The following is a 24,670-nucleotide window of genomic DNA, read 5'->3' on the forward strand; positions in this document are numbered from 1 at the left end:
CGCTAACATAGGCAAACCCTCGATTTTCCCCGCTTCACAGTGCTTGAAGGCCGATTTCCGGCCACAGGCTTGACCATAATTGCGGCGTCATCCTATGTCCTAAGCGAGCGACAGCAGGGCGGCGAGCAGTGGGGACGACGATGAAGCAACAAGTCAGCGGGACGAGCCTCAAGCGTCAGGTCACCTTCTGGCTGGTCGTGCTCGTCATCTTCATTGTCTTTCTCTACCTGTTCAGCTCGATCCTCTTGCCGTTCATAGCCGGCATGGCGGTTGCGTATTTCCTCGATCCGGTTGCCGACCGGCTGCAAAGGATCGGCCTCAGCCGCCTGATGGCGACGGTGGTGATCCTCGTTGCCTTCGTGCTGTTCTTTGCGCTGGCGCTGACGATCGTCATCCCGATCATCATCAATCAGTTCAATGATTTCGTCCAGCACATACCGGGCTATGTGCAGCAGCTGCAGCAGCTCATCGCCAAGGCGCAGACGATGGTGCTGCCCGACTGGATCCGCAACCAGCTCGGCGTCCTCAAGGACAATTTCTCCAACATCATGTCGGACGGGCTGAGCTTCGTCGGCGGTCTGTTCGCGCAGATCTGGAGTTCCGGTAAGGCGCTGGTCAACATCCTCTCGCTGATGGTCGTCACCCCCGTCGTCGCTTTCTATATGCTGCTCGACTGGGATCGCATGATTGCCAAGGTCGATGCCTGGGTGCCGCGCGATCACGTCACCACCGTCCGTCAGATTGCCACCGAGATCGATCAGTCGATTGCCGGCTTCATCCGCGGCCAGGGCTCGCTCTGCATCATTCTGGGCATCTATTACGGCGTTGGGCTGTCGCTGGTCGGCCTGAATTTTGGCCTGTTGATCGGCCTCTTCGCCGGCATGATCAGCTTCATTCCCTATGTCGGCTCGCTGGTCGGCCTGTTCATCGCGGTCAGTGTCGCGCTGGTGCAGTTTTGGCCGGATTATATCTGGGTCGGCCTCACGCTCGCCGTCTTCTTCACCGGCCAGTTCCTGGAAGGCAATGTGCTGCAGCCGAAGCTCGTCGGCGAAAGCGTCGGCCTGCATCCGGTCTGGCTGATGTTCGCGCTTTTCGCCTTCGGTGCGCTCTTCGGTTTCGTCGGCCTGCTGGTCGCCGTTCCGGCTGCGGCCGCCTGCGGCGTGCTTGTTCGCTTTGCCCTTTCGCGGTACCTTCAGAGCGACCTTTATTATGGACACTCGGAAGCCGACAAGGCGCGTAGAGCCAAGGCCGGCAATCCTGAGAAAAACTAGACATGACCGATGTGAAGAACGCTGATTTGAGGCGCAAGCCCGCCGAACAGCTACCCTTGGCCTTTACCCATGACGCCGCCAGCGGCCGCGACGACCTGCTGGTCGCCGATCCCTTGAGCGCGGCGGTGAAGATCGTCGATTCCTGGCCGCACTGGCCGTCGCCGGTGGTCATTCTCGCCGGCCCGGTCGGTTCTGGAAAATCGCATCTTGCCAGCATCTGGTGCGAGAGAAGCGGCGCTGTCCCGATCCATCCGAAGGCCGGCTCGGACGCAGCCGTCATAGCAGCCCATGGACCGGTCATTTTCGAAGACGTCGATCGCGTGGGCTTCGACGACACCGAACTTTTCCACGTCATCAACAGCGTCCGGGAAAACGGCACGGGCCTGCTGATGACGAGCAGGCTCTGGCCGATGTCCTGGCCGGTGACGCTGCCAGACCTGCGTTCGCGGCTGAAAGCGGCGACCGTCGTCGAGATCGGCGAGCCGGATGAAGAATTATTGTCACAGGTGATCGTAAAGCTCTTTGCCGACCGGCAGCTTTATATCGATGACAAACTTGTCCTCTATATCGTCAACCGGATGGAGCGGTCCCTGAATGCCGCGCAGTTGATCGTCGACCGGCTGGACCGGCTGGCGCTTAGCCGCGGCACGAGAATTACACGCATACTGGCCGCTGAAGTCTTGAATGAATTGGGTAATTCCGATCCGGCAGATTGAGCGGCAGGTGAACTGTCACAGTTCCGTCGTCAAACTGCTATACGTGGCAAGGTCTCAGATGAGGGTAGGTGGAACATGGACTCGGCAGTAACGGAACAGCAGGACGCCAACCAGCAGGCCACGGAGGCAGCGCCGCCGATCAACGAGCTGCTGAGCAGCCCCGAACGCTTCATCAATCGTGAATTCTCCTGGCTGCAGTTCAATCGCCGCGTCCTCGAGGAAACGCTGAACACGGCGCATCCGCTGCTGGAGCGCATCCGCTTCCTCTCAATTTCTGCCGCCAACCTCGATGAATTCTTCATGGTGCGCGTCGCCGGCCTCGAGGGCCAGGTTCGCCAGAAGATCCTGGTGCGTACGCCGGATGGCAAGACGCCCGCCGAACAGCTCGACGACATCCTGCGCGAGATCGACAACCTGCAGATGGAGCAGCAGGCATCGCTTGCCGTGCTGCAGCAATATCTTGCCAAGGAAGACATTCTGATCGTCCGCCCGCCGGCTCTGTCCGAGGCCGACCGGGTCTGGCTCGCCAATGAATTCGAACAGGCGATCTTCCCGGTCCTGACGCCGCTCTCCATCGATCCGGCGCATCCTTTCCCGTTTATTCCGAACCTCGGCTTTTCGATCGCGCTGCAGCTGAACAGCATGAACGGCCGCGAGCCGATGACAGCGCTTCTGCGCCTGCCGCCGGCGCTCGACCGTTTCGTTCGCCTGCCGGACGCCAGCAACGTCATTCGCTACATCACGCTCGAAGATGTCGTGAACATCTTCATTCAGCGGCTCTATCCCGGCTATGAGGTGCAGGGTTCGGGTACCTTCCGCCTCATCCGCGACAGCGATATCGAAGTCGAGGAAGAAGCCGAAGATCTGGTGCGCTTCTTCGAGACGGCGCTGAAGCGCCGCCGTCGTGGTTCGGTGATCCGCATCGAAACCGACTCGGAGATGCCGCTCGAACTGCGCCAGTTCGTGGTGGAATCGCTGAACGTACCGGAAAACCGCATCGCCGTTCTGCCAGGCCTGCTGGCGCTCAACACCCTGTCCGAGATCTGCAAGGCTCCGCGCGACGATCTGCGCTTCGAGCCCTACAATGCGCGATTTCCTGAGCGCGTCCGCGAACATGCCGGCGACTGCTTTGCCGCCATCCGCGAAAAGGACATGGTGGTCCACCATCCTTACGAATCTTTCGACGTGGTGGTCCAGTTCCTGATTCAGGCTGCGCGCGATCCTGACGTCCTGGCGATAAAGCAGACGCTTTACCGCACCTCCAATGACAGCCCGATCGTGCGTGCGTTGATCGACGCCGCGGATCTCGGCAAATCGGTAACGGCGCTGGTCGAGCTCAAGGCCCGCTTCGACGAAGAAGCCAACATCCGCTGGGCGCGAGATCTGGAGCGTGCCGGTGTGCAGGTCGTCTTCGGCTTTATCGAACTCAAGACGCATTCGAAGATGTCGATGGTCGTACGCCGCGAGGACGGCAAGCTGCGCACCTATTGCCATCTCGGTACCGGCAACTACCACCCGATCACTGCCAAGATCTATACGGACTTGTCCTACTTCACCTGCGACCCGAAGATCGCCCACGACATGGCGAACATCTTCAACTTTATCACCGGCTATGGCGAGCCGGAGCCGAGCACGAAGATTGCCGTTTCGCCCTATACGCTGCGCCCGCGCATCCTCCAGCACATCGAGGAGGAAATCGAGCACGCCAAGAGCGGCAAGCCGGCGGCGATCTGGATGAAGATGAATTCGCTGGTTGATCCCGACATCATCGATGCGCTTTATCGCGCCAGCAATGCCGGCGTCGAGATTGATCTCGTCATACGCGGCATCTGCTGCCTGCGTCCTCAGGTGCAAGGTCTGTCCGAAAATATCCGCGTCAAGTCGATCATCGGCCGCTTCCTCGAGCACAGCCGCATCTTCTGCTTCGGCAATGGCCATGGCCTGCCGTCGGACAAGGCGCTGGTCTATATCGGCTCGGCCGACATGATGCCGAGAAACCTCGACCGGCGTGTCGAAACTCTCGTGCCGCTGACCAACAAGACCGTGCACGAGCAGGTTCTTTCACAGATCATGCTGGGCAACATCATTGACAATCAGCAGAGCTACGAGATATTGCCGGACGGTACTTCGAGGCGTACTGAGGTGCGCGCGGGGAAAGAGCCGTTCAACGCGCAGCAGTATTTCATGACCAATCCCAGCCTGTCCGGCCGTGGTGAATCGCTGAAATCCAGTGCGCCGAAACTGATCGCCGGGCTGTTGTCGGGCCGCAAGAAATAACTGGACCTGCATGGTTGAATCAGAAGCCCAGGGGCGCCTTCCCGGTATAGCCCCGGTCTCCGTTGTCGATATCGGGTCGAACTCCGTTCGTCTTGTCGTCTATGAAGGCCATTCGCGGTCGCCGACCATTCTTTTCAACGAAAAGGTGCTGTGCGGCCTCGGCAAGGGCATAGCCTTGACCGGAAAGATGGATGAGGAGAGCGTCGCACGCGCTCTCGCCGCCCTGCACCGGTTCAAGGCGCTGTCCGACCAGGCGCGCGCATCGACCATCTATGTCCTGGCGACGGCTGCCGCCCGCGAGGCGAGCAACGGTCCTGAATTCATCCACAAGGCCGAGACGATCCTGCAGCGGAAAGTACGCGTGCTGTCGGGCGAGGAAGAAGCCCGTTTTTCAGCGCTCGGCATCATCAGTGGTTTTTTCCATCCGGACGGTATCGCCGGCGATCTCGGCGGCGGTTCGTTGGAGTTGATCGACATCAAGGACCGGGAGATTGGTAAGGGCATTACCTTGCCGCTTGGCGGCCTGAGATTGTCGGAATATGCCAATGGCTCGATCGAGAAAGCCCGCAGCTTTGCCCGCAAGCATGTGAAGACGGCGAAGCTGCTCAGCCAGGGCGAAGGACGTACTTTCTACGCGGTCGGCGGCACCTGGCGAAACATCGCCAAGCTGCACATGGAAATCCGCAAATATCCGCTGCACATGATGCAGGGCTATGAAGTGCCTCTCGACGAGATGGTGCGCTTCCTCGATCAGATCGGTGAAGCCAAGGAAATGAAGGATCCAGCATTCCTGTCGATTTCCAAGCACCGCCGCTCGCTGTTGCCCTTCGGTGCGGTGGCGATGCGGGAAGTGCTGGCGGCCATGAAGCCATCGGTCGTGACATTCTCGGCCCAGGGCGTGCGCGAAGGCTATCTCTATTCGTTGCTGACCGAGGCGGAGCGCAACAGCGATCCGCTGCTGACGGCGGCGGGCGAACTTGCCATCCTGCGTGCCCGCTCGCCGGAGCATGCCCGCGAGCTTGCCGAATGGACCGGCCGCATGATGCCATTCTTCGGTATCACAGAGACAGAGGAAGAGAGCCGCTATCGCCAGGCCGCCTGCCTGCTTGCCGATATCAGCTGGCGTGCCCATCCCGATTACCGCGGCCTGCAGGCGCTGAACATCATCGCACACACGTCCTTCGTCGGCATCACCCATGCCGGCCGTGCCTTCATCGCACTTGCCAATTACTATCGTTTTGAAGGCCTGCACGACGACGGCGCCACCGAGCCCCTGGCAACCATTGCCACGCCGCAGCTCATCGAGCGTGCCAAGCTGCTCGGCGGCCTTTTGCGCGTCGTCTATCTGTTTTCGGCCTCGATGCCGGGCATCGTGCGCAATCTGTCGATCCGTCGCTCGTCGAGCCCGGATCTGGACCTCGAATTCGTCGTCCCGGCCGAATATCACGATTTCGCGGGCGAGCGGCTGGATGGGCGCTTGCAGCAGCTCGCAAAGCTGACGAACCGGCGGTTGGCATTCCGGTTCGAATAGAAAGCCTTCTCCCCGGGGGGAGAAGGCAGGTTTCTTACTTCGCGTTCAGGAAATCACCGACCTCGAGAATGCTGAACTCGTTATCATCGGCCTTGTTGACGGCACGACCGGCTGAGAAGGGCAGGTTGTTGTCGTTGCCGATGATGATGTGGGTGGCATCGACACGGTCGACATTTTCGATAGTGACGAACGGCATGTCGTAGAAGCCGTCACCGCCGCCCTGGCGGCGCTTGTGGTCCGGATCTTCGATCCGCAGCAGGTCGATATAGCCGATCTTGCGCGCGGCCTTGCCGACATTGGCGTCGCTGAATTCTATCTTGTAGACGCGCTTCAACTCTGCCGGCGCCTCGAAGCAATCCGGCTTCGGCTGCTTGGGGTCGGCGCAGGCCTTGTCCTTGGTGCCGGCGCCGTTGTCGCGCTCGATCACCAGGGCGGTCTTGTCGTCCAGCATGTTGAAATCGCCGATCGATACGCCCTTGTCGGCGAAAGGATAGAGCCAGCTGCGGCCGGTCCAGCTTTTCGAGGCGACATCGAATTCGATGACGCGGATGGCGGTGTGGCCGTCGACACTCTCCATCTGACCGTCGTCCTTGTAGAGTGCGCCTTCCAGCAGGCCATAAAGCTTGGAGCCGTCCTTGGACAAAGCGAGACCTTCGAAGCCGCCGGAACGCTTCAGGTTGAAGACCGGCATCTTCAGCGTCGGGTTACCCGGAAGCTGCAGCAGGGCGTTGTCGGGAGACATCACCGGCTTGCCGTCGAGCGTGGTCGGGAACACGTCGGTCAGCTGGCCCGATGTGTCGAATTTCAGAAGATAGGGGCCGAATTCATCGCCGATCCAGAAGCCGTCGGCGACGGGCTGGATCGATTCGATGTCGAAATCGGCGCCCGTCAGATGCCGCGTATTCGAGCCTTCAAGAACGATCGGGAAGGGAGCCTTCTTGTTCGGATCGGAGAGGAACAGGTTCTTGACGACGTCCACCTTGCCATTGTCCCAGTCGAACTTGAGCTGGTGGAGGAACAGCATGGCATCGCTGGAATTCTGCTTGGAGCCGAAGCCGTTGTCCGACAGCGTCCAGAAGCTGCCGTCGGGCATCGCCTTGATGCCGGAGAAGCCCTGGATCGGCTGCCCGTCGAAAGGTAGCTTCAGATCGGTCACGCGGGCGCCGTCCTTGCCTGGTACTGTGCCGAGGGCCTCGGTGCGCTTGCGGTCCGGCGTGGTGAACTTGCCGGAGGTCTTCAGGAAGTCGGGTGCATCGGCGGGTGCTGCGACTATGGTATTGGCCGGAAGAATAGCCTGCGAGGTCAGCTTGGCGGGAAACTGCTGCTCATCGGCTTGGGCCGAGGCGGCCATTAGAACAAAAAGTGCCGTGGAAGCGAAAAGAATTCGGGTCATCATGTCACCTTGTTAGCTTGGGTTGGCAAGATAACCCTCGCTTAGCAGGCGAGTTATGTCGGCGAATTAACGCTTAGGTGAAGCTTTGGTGACTGTGCACAACTCATAGGCTGTAGGGCGTTGGCACCTGACGGAGACACCTACTGCGCACCAATTGCGGCCTGCGGCACTGCACGCCTTTGCATATGCAGGGCAATGACGCCAAGTGTCTGGTCGCGACCGCGAACGGCATGGTCGCCGAGATCTTCCTTGATGATCCCGTCGGGAAGCTCCAGCTGCCGCGCGAGGTCGGTCGAGATAAGCACCTGACGTTCCAGTGTCTTGCAAAAGGATTCCAGCCTCGCCGTAGTGTTTACCGTGTCGCCGAAATAGGCGATCTTGTGATGATCGACGCCGATTTCTGCGGTGACGATATTCCCCCCGTGTAGCGCTGCCCGAAGGCGCGGCACCCGGCCGTAGGATTTCAGCCATTTCTCCGAGTTTGCCTCGATGTCGGCGAGAATATCGAAAACGCAGCGCACGCAGCGGGCATCCTTTATTCCCCGTTCGAGCGGCCAAGTGATGATGGCCGCATCGCCGATATAGTCGTCGATCGCGCCCTTATACCGCCGCACCGGCTCCGCGAAGGCGCTGAACAGCGAGCCAAGGAATTCCTGCGCCTTCAGGTCGCCATGCTCTTCGGCAAACGCTGTCGACCCGACGAGATCTATGAACAAAAACACGCGCTCTTCCTGCACCGGATTGCGATAGCGGCCGGTCAACAGGCTGAGAAAGACGTCGCGGCCGAGCAATTCCCGAACGCGCCCGATAAAGATGACTACGGCGGTCACCGCCACGGCATAGAGATAAACGTCGAACTGCAGCAACGTGACGTCGGCCCAGGAGCCGTTTATCAGCCCCGCGGATTTCATCAGGCTACCGGCGATCGCAAAGCCGGTAGCGATAATGGCGAAATCGACAATGAGCGCGGAGGCGATGAAGGCTGGCGTGGGCAGGCGATGCATCCAGTCGTTCAGGCGCGGTAGGATCATGCGGCGTTCGAAGGCCAGCAGCGGCATGCCGGTGAACACTGCGAAGACTGCGCCGATGTACATTGGCGTTTCCGGGAAAAACATCTTGCCATAGGCAACGCCGCTTCCGGCGACGAAGAGTACCGTCAGGATCCAGTTACGTATTGAAGGGAACGTTCCCATTCGGTCGGCCCACCCAGAGATGACGTATACTGCCAAAATCAGAGCGTTTCGGCAAAGACTCTGCGTCATCAAGGATATGATAACGCCAAGCGTTCATTCCAAGAGATTTACGGCGCATTCGTGGTTGCGACCAGAAAAGAGTGCACCGTGGTTACAGGGCGACTGTTTCGACCCGTTTGCCGACAAAGCGCAAGGCGACCTGGCCCTGGATGAGCTGTAGCGCCGTCTCGCCGAAGAGATCGCGCCGCCAGCCGGTAAGGGCGGCCACCTCGGCCTTCTCGCCTTCAGCGGCGATCTTGTCGAGATCTTCGCTGTTGGCGATGACCTTCGGAGCGACGCCGTGCTTTTCGGCGGTGAGCTTCAGCAGAACTTTCAGCAGTTCGGCGGCGGCAGCCGTGCCTTCGGGGGCTTGCTGATGACGTGGTGCGTGAGGCATGTCGGCCTTGGGTAGTGCTAGCGCTTGATTGATTGCTTCCAGCACGGCTGCTCCCGAGGCGGAACGCTCCCAGCCCTTGGGGATGGTGCGTAGGCGGGCGAGCGCTTCCGTATCCTTCGGCTGCTGCTGGGCGATTTCGTAGATGGCATCGTCCTTCAGCACACGGGCCCGCGGCACGTTGCGGGCGCGCGCCTCGCGTTCGCGCCAGGCGGCTACATATTTCAGCACGGCCAGTTCCTGCGGCTTGCGCAACCGCATCTTCAACCGTTGCCAGGCGTCGTCGGGATGCAAGTCGTAGGTCTCGCGCGCTTCGAGGATCGCCATTTCCTCAAGCAGCCAGGAGGCGCGGCCTTCGCGCTCGAGCTGCTCCTTCAGCGAAAGATAGACATCGCGAAGATGGGTGACGTCGGCGAGCGCATAGTCGAGCTGCTTTTCCGACAGCGGCCGGCGGCTCCAGTCGGTGAAGCGCGAGGACTTGTCGATCTGGATATTCTTGATGCGGCTGACCAGCTGGTCGTAGGAGACCGAATCGCCGAAGCCGCAGACCATGGCGGCCACCTGCGTATCGAAGATCGGATGCGGAATGAGATTGCCGCGATTGAAGATGATTTCGATGTCCTGGCGGGCAGCATGAAACACCTTCATGACGGCGGTATTGGCCATCAGCTCGAAGAAAGGCTTCAGGTCTAGGCCCTTGGCCAGCGGATCAACCAGCACTTCAGTCGTCGGGCTTGCCATCTGAATCAGGCAAAGCTCCGGCCAGAATGTCGTCTCGCGCAGGAATTCGGTGTCGATGGTAATGAATTCTGACTTGGCCAGCTCTTGGCAGGCCGCCTCCAACTGGGCGGTAGTTTCGATCATATCAACACATTCATCGGTAAAATAGTTTGTTAATCTTCCTTCTCCTTTCGGCCGGATATGTCAATACGTGGAGAGACGAAGTATCTCACAGCATTCCGCTTTTCCGGAAATTCGTCAAAAAGGCCACTGCTCTAGGCGACGCGCATATAACTGGTCATTCCCGTCTTCTGATGCTCGATGATGTGGCAATGCAGCAGCCAGTCACCGGGATTGTCGGCAACGAAGCCGAGTTGCACCTTTTCGTCCGGCTGGATCAGGTAGGTGTCGGACACGAAGGGCTGCGCCTGCCGGGTCGAGGAGGAGAGCACGGTGAAGCTCATCCCATGCAGATGGATCGGATGGGCATGCGGCGTCACGTTTTCCATGTCGAGGACATAGCTTTTGCCGAGCTTCAGTTCGGCGAGCGGCGATGTCGGATCGGGCGTATCGCCCGGCCACGGCACCTTGTTGATCGCCCAGAAACTGTAGCCGAGCGAACCGCAGATGCTGTCGGTGGATGTATCCTCCGCCGTGGCGCTGAGGATGAGCGGGATGTGCTGGGCGGCGCCGAGATCAGCCTTTGCGACGGGATTGTCCTCCAGAGGCGCGAGATCGCGAACGTCGCGCTTCAGCGAGCTGCCGACCGAGCGCAATGTCGCCAAGACTTTCGGATCGGTGCCGCGAATATCCTCCAGCTTGACGATCGCGCCTTCCTCGTCCGGCATCCGCACGGCCAGTTCCAGGCGCTGGCCGGGGCCGAGTTGCAATAGATCCAGCGGAAAACGCGCAGGCACCGGATTGCCGTCGATGGCGATCACCGTCGCCTGGGCTCCATCCATCCGGAAGGAATAGATGCGCGTGACATCGGTAATGGCAAGCCGCAGGCGCACCAGCCCGCCAGAGGGCGCATCATATTGCGGCTGCTGCTGCCAGTTGGCAGTCCGCACCGTCCCATAGGTGCCGGATTTGGCGGCATCGCGTGGGCGGAACTGGGCGATGAACTGACCGTCGCCAGCGAGCCGCCAGTCGCGCAGATTGAGCACCACTTCCGAATCGAATGTAGGATCCTTTGGATTCTCCACGACGATGACACCGGTCATGCCGTGGCCCATCTGGATCAGCGTGTTGCAATGCGGATGATACCAGAAGGTGCCGGCATCCGGGGGCGTGAAGGCGTAGTCGAAGTGGTCGCCGGTATAGACATAGGGCTGCGTCAGGAACGGCACGCCATCCATCTTGTTGGGCAGCCGGATGCCATGCCAGTGGATCGTCGTGGGGTCGTCGATGCCGTTGATCAGCCGCGCGGCGAAGGGCTCTCCCTTCCTCATGCGGACGACCGGCGGCTGGCCTGCGTCGCCATAGGTCAACACATCCCTGGTTAGGCCGCTATCCGCCAGGCTGGCCTGGGTCTTCACGGTCTTCAACACCTGCGGCTCCGCCGCCAGCGCCCTGCCGCCGAACTTGCCGGCGATGCCGAGCCCGACACCATAGGCACCGGCGACAGCGGAGGCTTTCAGGAGATTGCGGCGGGTGAGAATGGGCATGCGGGGCTCCGGGGACGCGGGACTATGCTCATCTGTTTAAAGTTGAGCGCAGCGTTCAGCAATAGCACTGGGGTAGCCAAACCGCCGCATCGGCTACTGGGGGTGGAGGTGGTTGGAACGTCACGAAAGCAGTATTAAACCTGCCCTGCGGTGCTTCGAGCCTTGACAAATCAGGCGCACCATGCGCTTTTCCGCCCGATTTTCTCGTCGGCAGGCGAGGGGCTTTTGTCCATATTCGCCGCCGACCGCCAAGTCCAGGATATATACTATGCATCGCTATCGCAGCCACACATGCGCCGCCCTGCGCAAGTCCGACGTCGGTTCGACTGTCCGCATCTCCGGCTGGGTTCATCGCGTCCGAGATCATGGCGGCGTGCTGTTCATCGACCTGCGCGATCACTACGGCATCACCCAGGTCGTCGCCGACCCCGATTCTCCGGCCTTCAAGCTGGCCGAGACCGTGCGCGGCGAATGGGTCATCCGCATCGACGGCCTGGTGAAGGCCCGTACGGAAGATACCGTCAACAAGACCATGCCGACCGGTGAGATCGAGCTTTACGCGCAGGAGATCGAAGTGCTCTCCGCCGCCAAGGAATTGCCGCTGCCTGTTTTCGGCGAGCCGGACTATCCGGAAGATGTGCGTCTCAAGTATCGCTTTCTCGATCTGCGTCGCGACACGCTGCACAAGAACATCGTCAAGCGCACGCAGGTGATCTCCTCGATGCGCCGCCACATGGGCGAAGTCGGCTTTACGGAATACACGACGCCGATCCTGACGGCTTCGTCGCCAGAAGGCGCACGCGACTTCCTCGTGCCGAGCCGTATCCATCCCGGCACCTTCTATGCGCTGCCGCAGGCGCCGCAGCAGTACAAGCAGCTGCTGATGGTCGCCGGTTTCGACCGTTATTTCCAGATCGCGCCGTGCTTCCGCGACGAAGACCCGCGTGCCGACCGTCTGCCAGGCGAATTCTACCAGCTCGACCTCGAAATGAGCTTCGTGACCCAGGAAGACGTCTGGAACACGATGGCACCGCTGATGACCAGCATCTTCGAGGAGTTCGCCGAGGGCAAGCCCGTCACCAAGGAATGGCCGCGCATTCCCTATGATGTCGCGATCCGCAAGTATGGCTCGGACAAGCCGGACCTGCGTAACCCGATCGTCATGGAAGCCGTGACCGAGCATTTCGCCGGCTCCGGCTTCAAGGTCTTCGCTAACATGATTGCGTCCAACCCGAAGGTTGAAGTCTGGGCGATCCCAGCCAAGACCGGCGGCTCGCGCGCATTCTGCGATCGCATGAATGCCTGGGCACAGAGCCAGGGCCAGCCGGGTCTCGGCTACATCTTCTGGCGCAAGGAAGGTGAAAAGCTCGAGGGCGCCGGCCCGCTTGCCAAGAACATCGGCGAGGAACGCACCGACGCGATCCGCACGCAGCTCGGCCTCGATGATGGCGACGCCTGCTTCTTCGTGGCTGGCGATCCCGCCAAGTTTTACAAGTTTGCCGGCGAAGCGCGCACCCGCGCTGGCGACGAACTGAACCTGATCGATCGCGATCGCTTCGAGCTGTGCTGGATCGTCGACTTCCCGTTCTTCGAATGGAGCGAGGAAGAAAAGAAGGTCGACTTCGCCCACAATCCGTTCTCGATGCCGCAGGGCGGCCTTGAAGCGCTGCAGAACCAGGATCCGCTGACGATCAAGGCCTACCAGTACGACGCCGTCTGCAACGGCTTCGAAATCGCCTCGGGCTCGATCCGTAACCAGTCGCCGGAAACCATGGTCGCCGCCTTCGAAAAGGTCGGTCTCAGCCAGGCGGACGTCGAGGAACGCTTCGGCGGTCTCTACCGCGCCTTCCAGTACGGCGCGCCTCCGCATGGCGGCGCCGCCTTCGGTATCGACCGCATCGTCATGCTGCTGGTCGGAGCCAAGAACCTGCGCGAGATCTCGCTGTTCCCCATGAACCAGCAGGCACAGGATCTTCTGATGGGTGCTCCTTCGGTGGCAACACCGACGCAGCTGCGCGAACTGGCGATCCGCCCGGTTCCGCCGGTCAAGAAGGACTGAGCTCTTTCGGGCTTCTAAAAATGCAAAACCCGGCGATCGAAATCGCCGGGTTTTTTATTGATCTCGGAAGAGCCTTAGAGCCCTGCATAGACCGCATTATCGAGGTCGACGGTGAATTGTCCCCACATGCCTTCGAGTGCGGTGTTGGTGAGTGCTACGACGGTCAGTCCCTTCTGCGGATCGACGAACCAGTGATGGCCATAGACGCCGCCCCACTTCACAGTTCCGACGGAGAACGGAATATTCGCAGCGGTAGGGTCAGTGACCACGGACCAGCCGTAACCAAAGCCGACGCCCGGCATTAGCGGTTGCATATGCCCGCCCGCCTGATCCGCCATCATGGCTTTGACCGTCTTGCCGGACAAGAGTGGCGCGCCGCCCTTGCGCACGGTCTCCAGGATGGCGAGTACATCGTCCGCCGTTCCGGCCATGCCGGCGCCGCCCGAATGGTAGGACGCCGGGTCGAATATCCGGTCCGGTGCGAACCGAATGAAGCCGTCGAGTATGGGCGCCACGGCCTCGTCTCCCATCCGCTGTGGTTCGGGCGAACCGTTCATATAGGGAGCGGCGAGGCGGCTCGGGTCATGCACGGAAAAGGCGGTATCGACAAGACCAAGCGGCCCAGTCACCAGCTCTGCAACAGCCTTGTCGAGGCTGCCGCCGGTTTCCTTTTCAATGATGCCGCCGAGCACATCCATCGCCAGCGAATATTGCCAGCCGTCTCCGGGGGCGAAGCGCAGCGGTGCGCTTGCGAGACGCCTCAGGTTTTCGGCAAGCGCGAGACCTGGTTCACCGAGCCCATCGGACACGCCGGCGCGGTGATAGGGGCCGCCTTCTTCCTCGGCGAATGTGTAGCCCAGTCCGGACGTATGCGTCAGCAGGTGGTGGATGCGAATGACCGCTTCGGTTCCATCCGGCAGGCGTGGCCGGAAATCCGGCAGCCATTTCGTTATGGGATCGTCCAGGCCTATCCGGCCCTGTTCGACAAGCCGCATGGCGGCGATGGCGACGATCGGCTTAGTGACGGAGGCGAGGCGGAAGATGGTTTCCTCCCTCATGGCCACGCCGTTCTCGCGATCCGCCAGGCCGGCGGCGCGTCGATAGATCTGCTCGCCATTCCGCGAGATCAGAACCACGGCTCCGACCAGTCTCTTATCCGTCAGGGCAGCATCGATTGCGGCATCGACGCCCTCGGCTATGGAGCCGAGGGATGGCCGAGAGGCGTTTTCAAGGGGAAGACTCATGGTGAGAAACCTTCTATAATCACAATGACCGCTCCTGAATAAACCAAGTTGCGAGATATTTCTAGAGTGACCATTGTGAAAAATAGCGAAGACACGAAAAAATCCTCCCAGCGAAAGCGTGGCCGTCCGCCGGCTTTCGATCGTGAGACGGTTCTTGCGGCCGCGCGTGATACCTTCTGGAAGCATGGTTATGACGGCTCGTCCATTGCGGATCTGACCGCCGCCATGGGGATCACGCCGCAGAGCCTTTATGCCGCGTTCAGTTCAAAAGCCGATCTCTACCGCGAGGCGCTGGAGCAATATCGACGCATGCCGCGACCGGAGCCGGGCAATCCTTTGCAGGAAGCGGTGGACACCGTCACCGCGTTCGATCGCTTTCTCCGGAATGCTGCCGGGATATTCACCGCGCCGGAACATCCCAAGGGCTGCATGATATCAACGGCCGTGCTGAATTGCGCGGAAGAGAACGAACCGGTGGCCCATCATGTTGCTTCCATGCGCCTGCAGACGCTGGATCTGTTTGCGGCAAGGGTCGAGCGTGGCATCGCGGAGGGGGACATGCGGCCGGATGCGAATGCGCGGTCACTGGCCCGCTTTCTCGGAGCGATCGTGCAGGGCATGTCCGTTCAGGCACGGGACGGTGCGACCAGGAAGGAGCTGCTCGAGATCGTCGCCCATGCCCGAAGCGAGCTGATGCAATATCGGCTTGGACCGGCTGCCGCCAACTGAACTTATGAAAGAACCCGGCAATCGAAATTGCCGGGTTCTTTATGTGTCGGGATCGAGGGTCCGATCAATCGTTCGACGAAACCTTGAGGCCGATAACGTTCGGGATCGAATTCGGAGCGCCCATGGCGGCACCGATGATCATCGGCAGCGGCACCGGCTTGTCCGGGGACGCATTGATGGTCAGGCTCTTCGGATTGTCGAGATAGGCGCTGACGGCGGTGGAGACGGCGTTCTGCAGTTCGGGAATGTTGAGCTGAGCCATCATGATCGGCGTCATTGCCTTCAGCGTGTCAGCCAGCTGCTTGCCGGTAACGCCTTGCTGCTTGCCGGCAAATTCGAGCGCGCGCGAAGTAATCGACGCGTCGTCGAAGCGGATCTGAGCGCTGTTGAAAGTCAGCTGCTGCAAGAGGCCGAGCATAGCGAGGCCGGCGGACTGCTGCGCGTCCTGCTGGTTCGGGTTGGAGCGCACGGTCTTCAACGCTTCCTGCAGCGACTTGGCAAAGGCAGGCGTATAGCCGGAAAGGCTGAGCGCGATGTTCAGCTTGCCGATATCCTTGAAATCGAAGGAGTATTCGGTGATGTCGATCTTGCCCGGAGCAAGCTCCCAACCGCCCTTCATGGCGATGACGCCATCCAGCTGTTTCAGGTTGAGCTGTTCGATAGCCAGTTTGCTTTGCGGATCGTTGACCGCGCTAAGGTCGACGGCGACGCCGTTTACCTTGGCATCGAAGTCAAGGCCGGAATTGTCCGGACGCTTGGTCATCGAGGCATCGGCGTTGGAAATTGCAAATACCTTCGTGCCGTCCTTGGTCACGGAAACCGCGCCGGCATGGGCGCTCTTGTAGAAGAACATCGAGCCAAGATCGCTTTTGTCCGCATCTGCCGGAACTTCGACGCCGTCCATCTTCAGGCCCGCGGCGTTGATGGTGAGGCCATCCTTGGTCGCGGCGACATCGGGGAAACTGACCTCATCGATCGTATAGCCGCCGCCGGCTTCGCCGACACCCGTCATCGTGATGTCACCGAGTTTGACGCCGTCCGGGCTGCCGGCCGCCTTGAAGCTTGACCCCTTGAACGTCACCGTCGTGCCGCTGACATCCACGCTGTCGGCGGCGAGGGACGCCCCTTGCGCGGAGTAGATGTTGTTGATCTTCTTCAGCAGGTCGTTACCGTCGAGTGCGAAAGCAGAGCTGGCAAAAGACAGGATGGCGGCACTGGACAGCATCAGCCGTGTTGTCCGATAGAAAGTCATGGTGGCGTTTCCTCGTTGAGTTGTTGTCGGCGGGCATACAGATTTTGCGTGTACCGCGGCGATATATATTCACCTTTGCCTGAAATTCCAATGACAATGGCGGCTACGAGCGCGGGCATGGGAGTTGTGTGCAACCTTACGCCAGATTGTGCTTGAACTGAGGCGTCATCCACAAGTGCTTTCCACTGATTTCTTGCCGGGAATCGGCTTCTCCGCTAGTCAAGGGCCATGGGAAAAAATCTTGTACCGCCCGGTGGCGGCGACGACGACAGCATCGTTCCGGTCGACCTGAAGGCCGCGCTCGAAGAGCGCTATCTGTCCTATGCCTTGTCGACGATCATGCATCGCGCTCTTCCGGATGTTCGTGACGGCCTGAAGCCGGTTCATCGCCGCATTGTCTACGCAATGAGCGAGATGGGCCTGCGCCCCAATGCCGCCTTCCGCAAATGCGCCAAGATCGTCGGCGAGGTGATGGGTAACTATCACCCGCACGGCGACCAATCGATCTACGACGCGCTGGCCCGTCTGGCGCAGGATTTCTCGCAGCGCTACACGCTGGTCAACGGCCAGGGCAATTTCGGCAATATCGACGGCGATAGCCCGGCCGCGATGCGTTATACCGAATCCAAGATGACGGCGGTTTCCGAGCTGCTGCTCGAAGGCATCGACCAGGATGCCGTAGATTTCCGCGATACCTATGACGAGTCGAATTCCGAACCGATCGTCCTGCCCGGCGCCTTCCCGAACCTGCTCGCCAACGGTTCCTCTGGCATTGCCGTGGGCATGGCGACCTCGATCCCGTCGCATAACGCCCACGAACTCTGCGACGCGGCACTGCATCTGATCAAGGATCGCGATGCCACCGTCGAGACGCTGGTGGAGCTCTATATTCCCGGCCCGGACTTTCCGACCGGCGGCATCATTATCGACGATCGCCGGAGCATCATCGACGCCTACAAGACCGGCCGTGGCGGATTTCGCGTCCGTGCCAAATGGGAGATCGAGGATCTCGGCCGCGGTGGCTACCAGATCGTCATCACGGAAATCCCGTTCCAGGTGCAGAAATCGCGGCTGATCGAGAAGATCGCCGAGCTGCTGCTGGCACGCAAGCTGCCGCTGCTCGAGGATATTCGTGATGAATCCGCCGAGGATATCCGCGTCGTCCTGATCCCGAAGAGTCGCACCGTCGATGCAACGATCCTGATGGAATCGATGTTCAAGCTGTCGGAGCTGGAAAGCCGTTTCCCGCTCAACATGAACGTTCTGTCCATGGGCCGCATCCCGAAGGTGATGGCACTGAACGAGGTGCTGAAGGAGTGGCTCGACCATCGCCGCGAAGTCCTGCAGCGCCGTTCGCGCTTCCGGCTCGCGGCCATCGAGAAACGCCTGGAAATCCTCGGCGGCTTCCTGATCGCCTATCTCAACATCGACGAGGTCATCGCCATCATCCGCGAGGAGGATGAGCCAAAGCCTGTGATGATGGAGCGGTTCGGACTCACGGATAATCAGGTCGAAGCGATCCTCAACATGCGGCTGCGCTCCTTGCGCAAGCTTGAGGAATTCGAAATCCGCAAGGAGTTCGATGGCCTCAGCAAGGAAAAGACCGATATCGAGGCATTGCTCGCCTCCGACGAAAAGCAGTGGCAGACGGTTGCCTGGGAAATCGGCGAGGTGAAGAAGAAATTCGCCAAGGCGACCGAGATCGGCCGCCGCCGCACGCAATTCGCCGAGGCCCCTGAGGCTGACGACGCGGCGATCCAGCAGGCGATGATCGAGAAGGAACCGATCACCGTCGTCGTGTCGGAAAAGGGCTGGATTCGCGCGTTGAAGGGTCACATCTCCGACACCGCGACGCTCACTTTCAAGGAAGGCGACGCGCTGAAGGTGGCCTTCCCGGCGCAGACGACGGACAAGATCCTGATCGTCACCACCGGCGGCAAGGCCTATACGCTCGGCGGCGACAAGCTGCCCGGCGGGCGCGGTCATGGCGAGCCGCTGCGCATCATGGTCGACATGGAGAACGATCAGGACGTGCTGACCGCCTTCGTCCACGATCCGCAGCGCAAGCAGCTCGTCGCGTCGACCGCCGGCAACGGTTTTGTCGTGGCGGAAACGGAGCTGGTCGCCAATACCCGCAAGGGCAAGCAGATCATGAACCTCACGACCCCGGACGAGACGAAGCTGCTCGTGCCCGTCTCCGGCGATCATGTCGCCGTCGTCGGCGAGAACCGCAAGCTGGTGGTTTTCCCGTTGTCACAGGTTCCGGAAATGTCGCGCGGCAAGGGCGTACGTCTGCAGCGCTACAAGGACGGCGGTGTCTCCGATATCAAGTGCTTCGCCATCGCTGATGGCCTGACCTGGGAAGACAGCGCCGGCCGCACCTTCACCAAGACGAAGGACGAGCTGGCCGAATGGCTGGGCGATCGTTCTGCCGCCGGCCGCGCGGTGCCGAAGGGCTTCCCGAGAACCGGCAGGTTTTCGGGGTGAGGAACGGTCGGAATAGTTGATGAAACGCCCTGTTGGGGCGTTTCAGGCGACTGATGCGTTGAAGCTGGGGAGGGGCTGACTGGTGTGCGGATGCCGTCACTTGCTTAGAGAGACGGAGAAATCTCTGAGGAATTGTGTCGCGCCCGTTTCATCGATTTCTCCGGCTGCGACGCCCAATACGAAGGCGACGATCATTCCATCGTCCGTGTCGATCAGATAGCCGTTGATGTAGAGAAACGTAAAGGCGGCCAGATAGCCCGTTCTTTTATTTCCGTCTGAAAAAGGATGGTTCCGAACGAGGCCATAGAGATTGGCCGCGGCAAGAGCGAATAGATCGTTTTCGCCATATGCGGCTTTGTTTAGTGGACGTGCGATAGCTGCTTCCAGCGCGTTTTCATCTTTGAGACCCGCTAATCCGCCATGCTCCGCGATCTGCTCGTGATGCATGATCTCGATGGCTTCGCGCGTCAGCCATTTGTATCCCGTCACTTTGCGAGCTCACGCAGGGCTGCACGATATTTCTGCATCCCCAGCCTTGCTGCCCGCAATTGTTCGGCAAGGTCAGCGCGCTCTGGAACCAGTTCGATAGTGCCATTCACTTCACGTATTTCCAGAGCATCGCCGCTTTTCAAGCCGAGTCTTTGAAGAACTTCCCTCGGAATGATCACACCTTCGGAATTGCCGATCTTGCGGATGACGATGTTCATGCATAATGCTCCCGATGTAGTAACAACGTTATAACATCGAGTTGCGTGTTACGCAACTTTTACCCCGCCACCGCTCTTGCCTTGACGCGCGCCTGCCATAGCGAATGCGCTGCCAGCGCCAGGATCAGCACCAATCCACCCGCGAGCGTCATGTTGCTCGGCGCTTCGGCGAAGATCAGCCAGACCCAGATCGGCGCGAGGATCGTTTCCAGCAGGTAGAACATCGCCACTTCCGGCGCCGAGAGGAAGCGCGTGCCGGTGGCGAGGCACCAGAAGGAGAGAGGCATCAGGATTGCGCCGTCGAGCAGGATCCAGCCGGGATGATCGATCGTGAGACTTGCAGGAACGACGTGGTAGAGGCCGACCGCGGCGGGAATGACGGCCGAAAGCAGCGAGGCAAAGCCCATGTCCCGGCGCGAGGCGCGGCCAATGGTAATGGCGCAGGCGATGGCGAAGGACGCGAAAACCGAGAGCGCGTCGCCGAGGAAATGGCCGCTCTCCATGCCATCCCGCACGATCAGGCCGACGCCGAAGATCATGGCGATCATGGTGACGATGGTGGAAAGGGCCGGGCGTTCTTTGAGGAAGATCCAGGAGAGGAGCGCGGCGAACATCGGATTGAGGGCGATGATGAACACGACATTCGCCGCCGTCGTGTAGTAAATGGCAAGCACAAAGGCGATGGTCGTGACGCCGTAGAGGATGCCGACGGGAAGTCCGGCCCAGCCCGGCAGCACACCTCGGAGCGAGCCGGTGAGGCGGCGGATGACGACAAGGGCGAGAAGCGACACGATGACGGTCGCAACGCTGCGCGCCGACAGCACGGACCAGGCATCACCGCTCGAAAGCCGGATCAGCGGGATATCCATCGATAGAGCCAGACCGCCGATCGTGCTCAGCAGCAGGCCTTTCCTGTGATCGGAGAGATGAGAGGCCATTCAGCGGGAGTGATCTTCGCCGGCATTGGCGGGATCGAAGCGCTCCCATCCGCGTGGTGTCAGATGCTCCTGCGGCTGGAACCGGGTCTTATAGTCCATCTTGCGCGAGCCCTTGACCCAATAGCCGAGATAGACGTGCGGCAGGCCGAGCGCCTTGGTCCGCCTGATATGATCGAGGATCATGAAGGTGCCGAGCGAGCGGTCCTGGAGATCGGGATTGAAATAGGAATAGACCATCGACAGCCCGTCGCTCATCACGTCGGTCAAGGCGGCTGCCAGCAGCTCGCCCTTCGGCCTCTGCTCCAGTCCCGAACCTTCCTCGCGCCGGCGATATTCGATGATGCGGGTGTTGACGTGGGTGTCCTCGACCATGATCGCATAATCGAGCACGGTCATGTCGGACATGCCGCCCTGTTGATGGCGATAATCGAGATAGCGGCGGAAGAGGGAATATTGCTCGCTGGACGGCTGTGCCGGGAATTCGGTGGCGATGATATCGCTGTTCGTCGACTGTACGCGCTTCATCGAGCGGCTGGGCTCGAACTCCTGGGCGAGAATGCGGACGGAGATGCAGGCGCGGCAGGCTTCGCAGGCGGGGCGGTAGGCGATATTCTGCGAGCGGCGGAAACCGCCCTGGGTCAGGATATCGTTCATCTCCGCCGCGCGCGGGCCGACGAGATGGGTGAAGACCTTGCGCTCCATCTCCCGCGGCAGGTACGGGCAGGCTGCCGGTGCCGTCAGATAAAACTGCGGAGATGGCGTCGACTGCGTATTCATCTGCCGCTGGTTGACCTTTCATCCGGCATTCGACATCGCACAAGCATGGCCCAAGTTTGGAAAACGTCAACCATGTCCTTCATATGAGATCACAGTTTCCTGCCTTGTTTTGATGCAAAATGCCTTTCAATGCGCAATAAACGGCCCGGATAACCGGGCCGCGAGGAGGTTTGAGGTGGATATCGTCCTGTTCTAGGCGGTTTTGACGATAACCGTGCCGAGCAACAGGTCATGAATCAGGCGGCTGCGTTCGATGAACAGACCCGCCAGCAGGATGAGCGGCGTCAGGACGGAGTTGAGAATCCAGAACAGGGCCAGATGCACGATGGCGGTCAGAAAATCCATCCGCCGGCCATCGACCCGCACCATGGCGATGCCAACGGCGCGCATGCCGAGCGAGGCCTGGTGCGGTCCACCGAGCGTCCAGCCGAAATAAAGGCCGGCCACGAGGATGAAGAGGACGGGGTAGAGGAAGAAGCCGAGTCCAAGCGTCAGGACCGATACGAAAAACAAAACGACCGCTGCCGGAATGCAGAGCAGGGCGACGATGACATAGTCGATGATGAACGCGAAGATGCGCCGGCTCAGCACGCCACTATAGGCGCGCCAGTCGTCCGGTGCTGCATAAAGCGGGCTGGGATTAGAGCTCATTGTCTTCTTCCTTAGAGAAACATTCGCGGAACATATGGTGTGAGGTTAGGCAAATGCAATAAGTCTGTGGTGAGCAATTACCTCTTTGCCAGAAGCTTCGCCACGTCCATGGCGAAATAGGTGAGGATGCCGTCGCAGCCGGCGCGCTTGAAGGCGAGCAGCGTTTCCAGCATCACCCGCTCGCCGTCGATCCAGCCGTTGGCGGCGGCGGCCTTGATCATCGAATACTCGCCGGAGACCTGGTAGGCGAAGGTCGGGAGGCCGAATGCCTCCTTCAGCCGCCAGCAGATGTCGATATAGGGCAGGCCGGGCTTGACCATCAGCATGTCGGCACCTTCCTCGACATCGAGGGCGGCGTCGCGCACGGCCTCGGTGCCGTTGGCGGGGTCTATATAATAGGTCTTCTTGTCGCCCTTCAGCAAGCCGCCGGTCGAGATGGCCTCGCGATAGGGGCCATAGAAGGCCGAGCTGAACTTGGTGGCGTAGCTCATAATGCCGACACCTTGGTGGCCGGCGGCGTCCAGCGCCTGGCGAATGGCGCCGATGCGCCCGTCCATCATTTCCGACGGCGCGATGATGTCGGCGCCGGCATCGGCCTGGTAGACCGCGGCGCGCATCACCCGCTCGACCGTCTCGTCGTTGACGATGTCGTTGCCGCGCAGAATGCCGTCATGGCCGTGGCTGGTGAAGGGATCGAGCGCGACGTCGGTGATGACGCCGATATTCGGCACGGCCTTCTTAATGGCGGCCGTGGCGAGATTGATAAGGTTGTTCTTTTCCAAACTGTTCGAGCCGGTCGCGTCGCGCAGTTCCATTTCGATGTTCGGGAAGGTGGCAAGCGCGGGGATGCCGAGGTCAGCAGCTTCCTTTGCCGCCTCCACGGCTTTGTCGACCGTCATGCGATTGACGCCGGGCATGGCCGGGATCGGCTCGACGATGCCGCTGCCGGGGATGATGAAGATCGGCCAGATCAGATCGTCGACAGTCAGGCGGTTTTCCTGCACCAGGCGACGCGTCCAGTCGGCCTTGCGGTTGCGCCGCATCCGCCGATGCCCGGTTATCTCGTCAACAAGATGCGTCTTGTCCTGCATGGTCCCGCCGTCCTCTTTGGTCTATCTATGGCCTTAATATACAGGCAGCGTACCTATCACGCTGTCCCCAGGATTCAAAACCAGGCGAAAGGCCGCAGCCATTATAACTCTGGCGAGCCCGAGGCCTCCTACGTATTGTTCGCGCATGGAACCTGATTCTTCCGCCATACCCAAGAGCACGCTGACCGACATCCTGTTCGTCGTGTTCCTGCGGCTGATCGCCATCGCCTGTTTCTGGCTCGGCCTGCAATATTGGTCGATGCTGGTCGGCTATTCGCTGGCGGGCCAGGCCCGGTTCGATCTGCTCAATCTGCCCTGGAAGGTGGCGAGCGCCGGCCTGGCCGTCGTCTTCCCCGTCGCGGCGCTCGGTCTGTGGCTGACGGTCTCCTGGGGGCCGGTCATCTGGGTGCTGGCCGCGGGCGGTCAGGCGCTGATGTACGGGCTCTGGCCACAGATCTTCGGCTCCAATTTATTGATCGTGATCCTGCATGCCTGCGTGGCCGTTCTCTACTGCGCTTTCCGCATTTTGCTATGGCTGGAAAAGCGCCGGCGCCAGCAGCAGGTAATGGTTGATTTACCCTGAGACACTAACCCGTCGTGGTAAGGTGCTGTTAAGCTTGCAGTTTAAGTAGAATTTTATGTGTATTCGATAGGGTCTCACTCAAGGCGGGAAGAAAACGACACCGCCAAACAAACAGTGAGGCCAAGTCATGATGAACACGAAAATCAAGCCGCAGGCAGTTGCAACCGCTCGGGACCAGCAGGTCGAGGACATCCGTGGTCTGTACATGGAATCCCTCCACCTGGTGGAGCGTCTTCACCGCCGTCTCCTCGATGTGATCAAGGATGAGTTCGACCGCCAGGGTCGCGACGACGTCAACGCCGTCCAGGCGCTGCTCCTCTTCAACATCGGCAATTCCGAGCTGACCGCCGGCGAGCTGCGTTCGCGCGGCTTCTACCTCGGCTCCAACGTTTCCTACAACGTCAAGAAGCTGGTCGACCTCGGCTTCATCAACCACCAGCGTTCGCGCATCGACCGTCGCTCGGTTCGCATCAGCCTGACGGATAGCGGCCAGGATATCGCCGAGACCGTCGCCAAGCTCTACGACCGCCATATCGGCTCGATCGACAAGGTCGGCGGCATCGGCACCGACGAGTTCACCCAGATGAACAAGCTCCTGCAGCGCCTCGACCGCTTCTGGAACGACCAGATCCTGTATCGCCTGTAAGCAATACCAGCGGATTGACCGCGAGACTCTCCAGTCAAAACAAGCCGGATGCGTTTCCCTGCGCGTCCGGCTGTGTTCGTTCAAGGGGCTGTCAGCTCCGTTTGCGCGCTAGATTGTTTGGTCAAACGCACAATTTTTCTATTTTGTCGTTTAGAGCGCCTATCAAATACAACCGAAAACTTGAAGTTCCCTTGATCCTCAATACAGATAGGAATCGTTCAGGGGTATGGCATCGGTTGTAGGGGGAGGTGTCGTGAGCTCTTTCTTTGTTGTCTTCGCCATGGCTATTTGTGGTTGGGGTGGAG

21 protein-coding genes are annotated in these 24,670 nt (G+C 60.3%); 9 read left to right on the top strand and 12 right to left on the bottom strand.

What is annotated here, in order from left to right; all coding sequences use genetic code 11:
• Positions 1-140: 140 nt before the first annotated feature.
• From AB6803_RS13475 to ppx, 4 genes are all read left to right on the top strand, one after another.
• Positions 141-1,271 (top strand): AI-2E family transporter, encoded by a 1,131-nt coding sequence (locus AB6803_RS13475; RefSeq protein WP_371109362.1) that lies wholly within the window; start codon positions 141-143, stop codon positions 1,269-1,271.
• 2 nt (positions 1,272-1,273) lie between these two features.
• On the top strand, positions 1,274-1,987 hold the full coding sequence (gene hdaA / locus AB6803_RS13480) for a DnaA regulatory inactivator HdaA (RefSeq protein WP_371109363.1): 714 nt from the start codon (positions 1,274-1,276) through the stop codon (positions 1,985-1,987).
• A 75-nt stretch (positions 1,988-2,062) separates the two neighbouring features.
• A complete protein-coding gene (locus AB6803_RS13485; RefSeq protein WP_371109364.1) occupies positions 2,063-4,264 on the top strand; it encodes an RNA degradosome polyphosphate kinase in 2,202 nt (733 codons plus the stop codon).
• Positions 4,265-4,274: 10 nt separating this feature from the next.
• Positions 4,275-5,795: an exopolyphosphatase gene (gene ppx / locus AB6803_RS13490; RefSeq protein WP_371109365.1), complete on the top strand. Its 1,521-nt coding sequence runs from the start codon at positions 4,275-4,277 to the stop codon at positions 5,793-5,795.
• Between the two features lie 34 nt (positions 5,796-5,829).
• Here ppx and AB6803_RS13495 read toward each other — a convergent pair whose 3' ends face one another.
• From AB6803_RS13495 to AB6803_RS13510, 4 genes are all read right to left on the bottom strand, one after another.
• On the bottom strand, positions 5,830-7,188 hold the full coding sequence (locus tag AB6803_RS13495) for an esterase-like activity of phytase family protein (protein WP_371109526.1): 1,359 nt from the start codon (positions 7,186-7,188) through the stop codon (positions 5,830-5,832).
• Positions 7,189-7,328: 140 nt separating this feature from the next.
• Complete coding sequence (locus AB6803_RS13500) at positions 7,329-8,381, bottom strand: adenylate/guanylate cyclase domain-containing protein (protein WP_371109366.1); 1,053 nt, start codon at positions 8,379-8,381, stop codon at positions 7,329-7,331.
• Positions 8,382-8,532: 151 nt separating this feature from the next.
• Positions 8,533-9,678: a ribonuclease D gene (gene rnd / locus AB6803_RS13505; RefSeq protein WP_012651204.1), complete on the bottom strand. Its 1,146-nt coding sequence runs from the start codon at positions 9,676-9,678 to the stop codon at positions 8,533-8,535.
• A gap of 131 nt (positions 9,679-9,809) precedes the next feature.
• The gene (locus AB6803_RS13510; RefSeq protein ID WP_371109367.1) at positions 9,810-11,201 is read right to left on the bottom strand and encodes a multicopper oxidase family protein; all 1,392 of its coding nucleotides are present in this window, start codon (positions 11,199-11,201) and stop codon (positions 9,810-9,812) included.
• Positions 11,202-11,469: 268 nt separating this feature from the next.
• Between AB6803_RS13510 and aspS the strand changes: the two genes are divergently transcribed.
• A complete protein-coding gene (aspS, locus tag AB6803_RS13515) occupies positions 11,470-13,260 on the top strand; it encodes an aspartate--tRNA ligase (RefSeq protein ID WP_371109368.1) in 1,791 nt (596 codons plus the stop codon).
• Positions 13,261-13,334: 74 nt separating this feature from the next.
• Here the strand turns inward: aspS and AB6803_RS13520 are convergent, their stop codons facing one another.
• Positions 13,335-14,504 (bottom strand): serine hydrolase domain-containing protein, encoded by a 1,170-nt coding sequence (locus AB6803_RS13520; protein ID WP_371109369.1) that lies wholly within the window; start codon positions 14,502-14,504, stop codon positions 13,335-13,337.
• 66 nt (positions 14,505-14,570) lie between these two features.
• Here AB6803_RS13520 and AB6803_RS13525 point away from each other — a divergent pair, with 66 nt between their 5' ends.
• Positions 14,571-15,233 (top strand): TetR/AcrR family transcriptional regulator, encoded by a 663-nt coding sequence (locus AB6803_RS13525; RefSeq protein ID WP_371109370.1) that lies wholly within the window; start codon positions 14,571-14,573, stop codon positions 15,231-15,233.
• A 64-nt stretch (positions 15,234-15,297) separates the two neighbouring features.
• Here the strand turns inward: AB6803_RS13525 and AB6803_RS13530 are convergent, their stop codons facing one another.
• Positions 15,298-16,485, bottom strand: a complete 1,188-nt coding sequence (locus tag AB6803_RS13530) for a hypothetical protein (RefSeq protein WP_371109371.1) — start codon at positions 16,483-16,485, stop codon at positions 15,298-15,300.
• Between the two features lie 228 nt (positions 16,486-16,713).
• Between AB6803_RS13530 and parC the strand changes: the two genes are divergently transcribed.
• A complete protein-coding gene (gene parC / locus AB6803_RS13535) occupies positions 16,714-18,972 on the top strand; it encodes a DNA topoisomerase IV subunit A (RefSeq protein WP_371109372.1) in 2,259 nt (752 codons plus the stop codon).
• Positions 18,973-19,068: 96 nt separating this feature from the next.
• On the opposite strand, the gene AB6803_RS13540 is transcribed toward parC, so the two are convergent.
• From AB6803_RS13540 to hemB, 6 genes are all read right to left on the bottom strand, one after another.
• On the bottom strand, positions 19,069-19,461 hold the full coding sequence (locus AB6803_RS13540; protein ID WP_371109373.1) for a type II toxin-antitoxin system death-on-curing family toxin: 393 nt from the start codon (positions 19,459-19,461) through the stop codon (positions 19,069-19,071).
• The gene (locus AB6803_RS13545) at positions 19,458-19,679 is read right to left on the bottom strand and encodes an AbrB/MazE/SpoVT family DNA-binding domain-containing protein (protein WP_371109374.1); all 222 of its coding nucleotides are present in this window, start codon (positions 19,677-19,679) and stop codon (positions 19,458-19,460) included. Before AB6803_RS13545 ends, AB6803_RS13540 begins: the two co-directional genes overlap by 4 nt.
• Before the next feature lie 59 nt (positions 19,680-19,738).
• Positions 19,739-20,617, bottom strand: coding sequence for a DMT family transporter (locus tag AB6803_RS13550; RefSeq protein WP_371109375.1), 879 nt, complete (start codon positions 20,615-20,617; stop codon positions 19,739-19,741).
• The gene (locus AB6803_RS13555) at positions 20,618-21,394 is read right to left on the bottom strand and encodes an arginyltransferase (RefSeq protein ID WP_371109376.1); all 777 of its coding nucleotides are present in this window, start codon (positions 21,392-21,394) and stop codon (positions 20,618-20,620) included.
• Positions 21,395-21,586: 192 nt separating this feature from the next.
• Complete coding sequence (locus tag AB6803_RS13560) at positions 21,587-22,045, bottom strand: RDD family protein (protein ID WP_007691495.1); 459 nt, start codon at positions 22,043-22,045, stop codon at positions 21,587-21,589.
• Positions 22,046-22,122: 77 nt separating this feature from the next.
• Entirely contained in the window at positions 22,123-23,136 is a 1,014-nt protein-coding gene (gene hemB, locus AB6803_RS13565) for a porphobilinogen synthase (RefSeq protein ID WP_371109377.1), read from the bottom strand.
• Positions 23,137-23,281: 145 nt separating this feature from the next.
• Here hemB and AB6803_RS13570 point away from each other — a divergent pair, with 145 nt between their 5' ends.
• Together AB6803_RS13570 and ldtR are read left to right on the top strand one after the other, a co-directional pair.
• Positions 23,282-23,719, top strand: coding sequence for a DUF6163 family protein (locus AB6803_RS13570; RefSeq protein ID WP_037220664.1), 438 nt, complete (start codon positions 23,282-23,284; stop codon positions 23,717-23,719).
• Between the two features lie 130 nt (positions 23,720-23,849).
• Entirely contained in the window at positions 23,850-24,365 is a 516-nt protein-coding gene (gene ldtR / locus AB6803_RS13575; RefSeq protein ID WP_371109527.1) for a transcriptional regulator LdtR, read from the top strand.
• The last annotated feature ends 305 nt before the right edge of the window (positions 24,366-24,670 follow it).

The sequence above is a fragment of the Rhizobium sp. RCC_161_2 genome (genome assembly GCF_041355235.1).
Taxonomy (GTDB): Bacteria; Pseudomonadota; Alphaproteobacteria; order Rhizobiales; family Rhizobiaceae; genus Rhizobium.

Coding starts and splice junctions, on each gene's coding strand:
- hdaA (WP_371109363.1), top strand. CDS start 1,274: ATGACCGATGTGAAGAACGCTGATTTGAGGCGCAAGCCCGCCGAACAG.
- ldtR (WP_371109527.1), top strand. CDS start 23,850: ATGAACACGAAAATCAAGCCGCAGGCAGTTGCAACCGCTCGGGACCAG.
- ppx (WP_371109365.1), top strand. CDS start 4,275: ATGGTTGAATCAGAAGCCCAGGGGCGCCTTCCCGGTATAGCCCCGGTC.
- AB6803_RS13520 (WP_371109369.1), bottom strand. CDS start 14,504: ATGAGTCTTCCCCTTGAAAACGCCTCTCGGCCATCCCTCGGCTCCATA.
- aspS (WP_371109368.1), top strand. CDS start 11,470: ATGCATCGCTATCGCAGCCACACATGCGCCGCCCTGCGCAAGTCCGAC.
- AB6803_RS13485 (WP_371109364.1), top strand. CDS start 2,063: ATGGACTCGGCAGTAACGGAACAGCAGGACGCCAACCAGCAGGCCACG.
- AB6803_RS13545 (WP_371109374.1), bottom strand. CDS start 19,679: ATGAACATCGTCATCCGCAAGATCGGCAATTCCGAAGGTGTGATCATT.
- AB6803_RS13510 (WP_371109367.1), bottom strand. CDS start 11,201: ATGCCCATTCTCACCCGCCGCAATCTCCTGAAAGCCTCCGCTGTCGCC.
- AB6803_RS13475 (WP_371109362.1), top strand. CDS start 141: ATGAAGCAACAAGTCAGCGGGACGAGCCTCAAGCGTCAGGTCACCTTC.
- AB6803_RS13550 (WP_371109375.1), bottom strand. CDS start 20,617: ATGGCCTCTCATCTCTCCGATCACAGGAAAGGCCTGCTGCTGAGCACG.
- AB6803_RS13530 (WP_371109371.1), bottom strand. CDS start 16,485: ATGACTTTCTATCGGACAACACGGCTGATGCTGTCCAGTGCCGCCATC.
- AB6803_RS13495 (WP_371109526.1), bottom strand. CDS start 7,188: ATGACCCGAATTCTTTTCGCTTCCACGGCACTTTTTGTTCTAATGGCC.
- AB6803_RS13500 (WP_371109366.1), bottom strand. CDS start 8,381: ATGGGAACGTTCCCTTCAATACGTAACTGGATCCTGACGGTACTCTTC.
- hemB (WP_371109377.1), bottom strand. CDS start 23,136: ATGCAGGACAAGACGCATCTTGTTGACGAGATAACCGGGCATCGGCGG.
- AB6803_RS13560 (WP_007691495.1), bottom strand. CDS start 22,045: ATGAGCTCTAATCCCAGCCCGCTTTATGCAGCACCGGACGACTGGCGC.
- parC (WP_371109372.1), top strand. CDS start 16,714: ATGGGAAAAAATCTTGTACCGCCCGGTGGCGGCGACGACGACAGCATC.
- AB6803_RS13570 (WP_037220664.1), top strand. CDS start 23,282: ATGGAACCTGATTCTTCCGCCATACCCAAGAGCACGCTGACCGACATC.
- rnd (WP_012651204.1), bottom strand. CDS start 9,678: ATGATCGAAACTACCGCCCAGTTGGAGGCGGCCTGCCAAGAGCTGGCC.
- AB6803_RS13555 (WP_371109376.1), bottom strand. CDS start 21,394: ATGAATACGCAGTCGACGCCATCTCCGCAGTTTTATCTGACGGCACCG.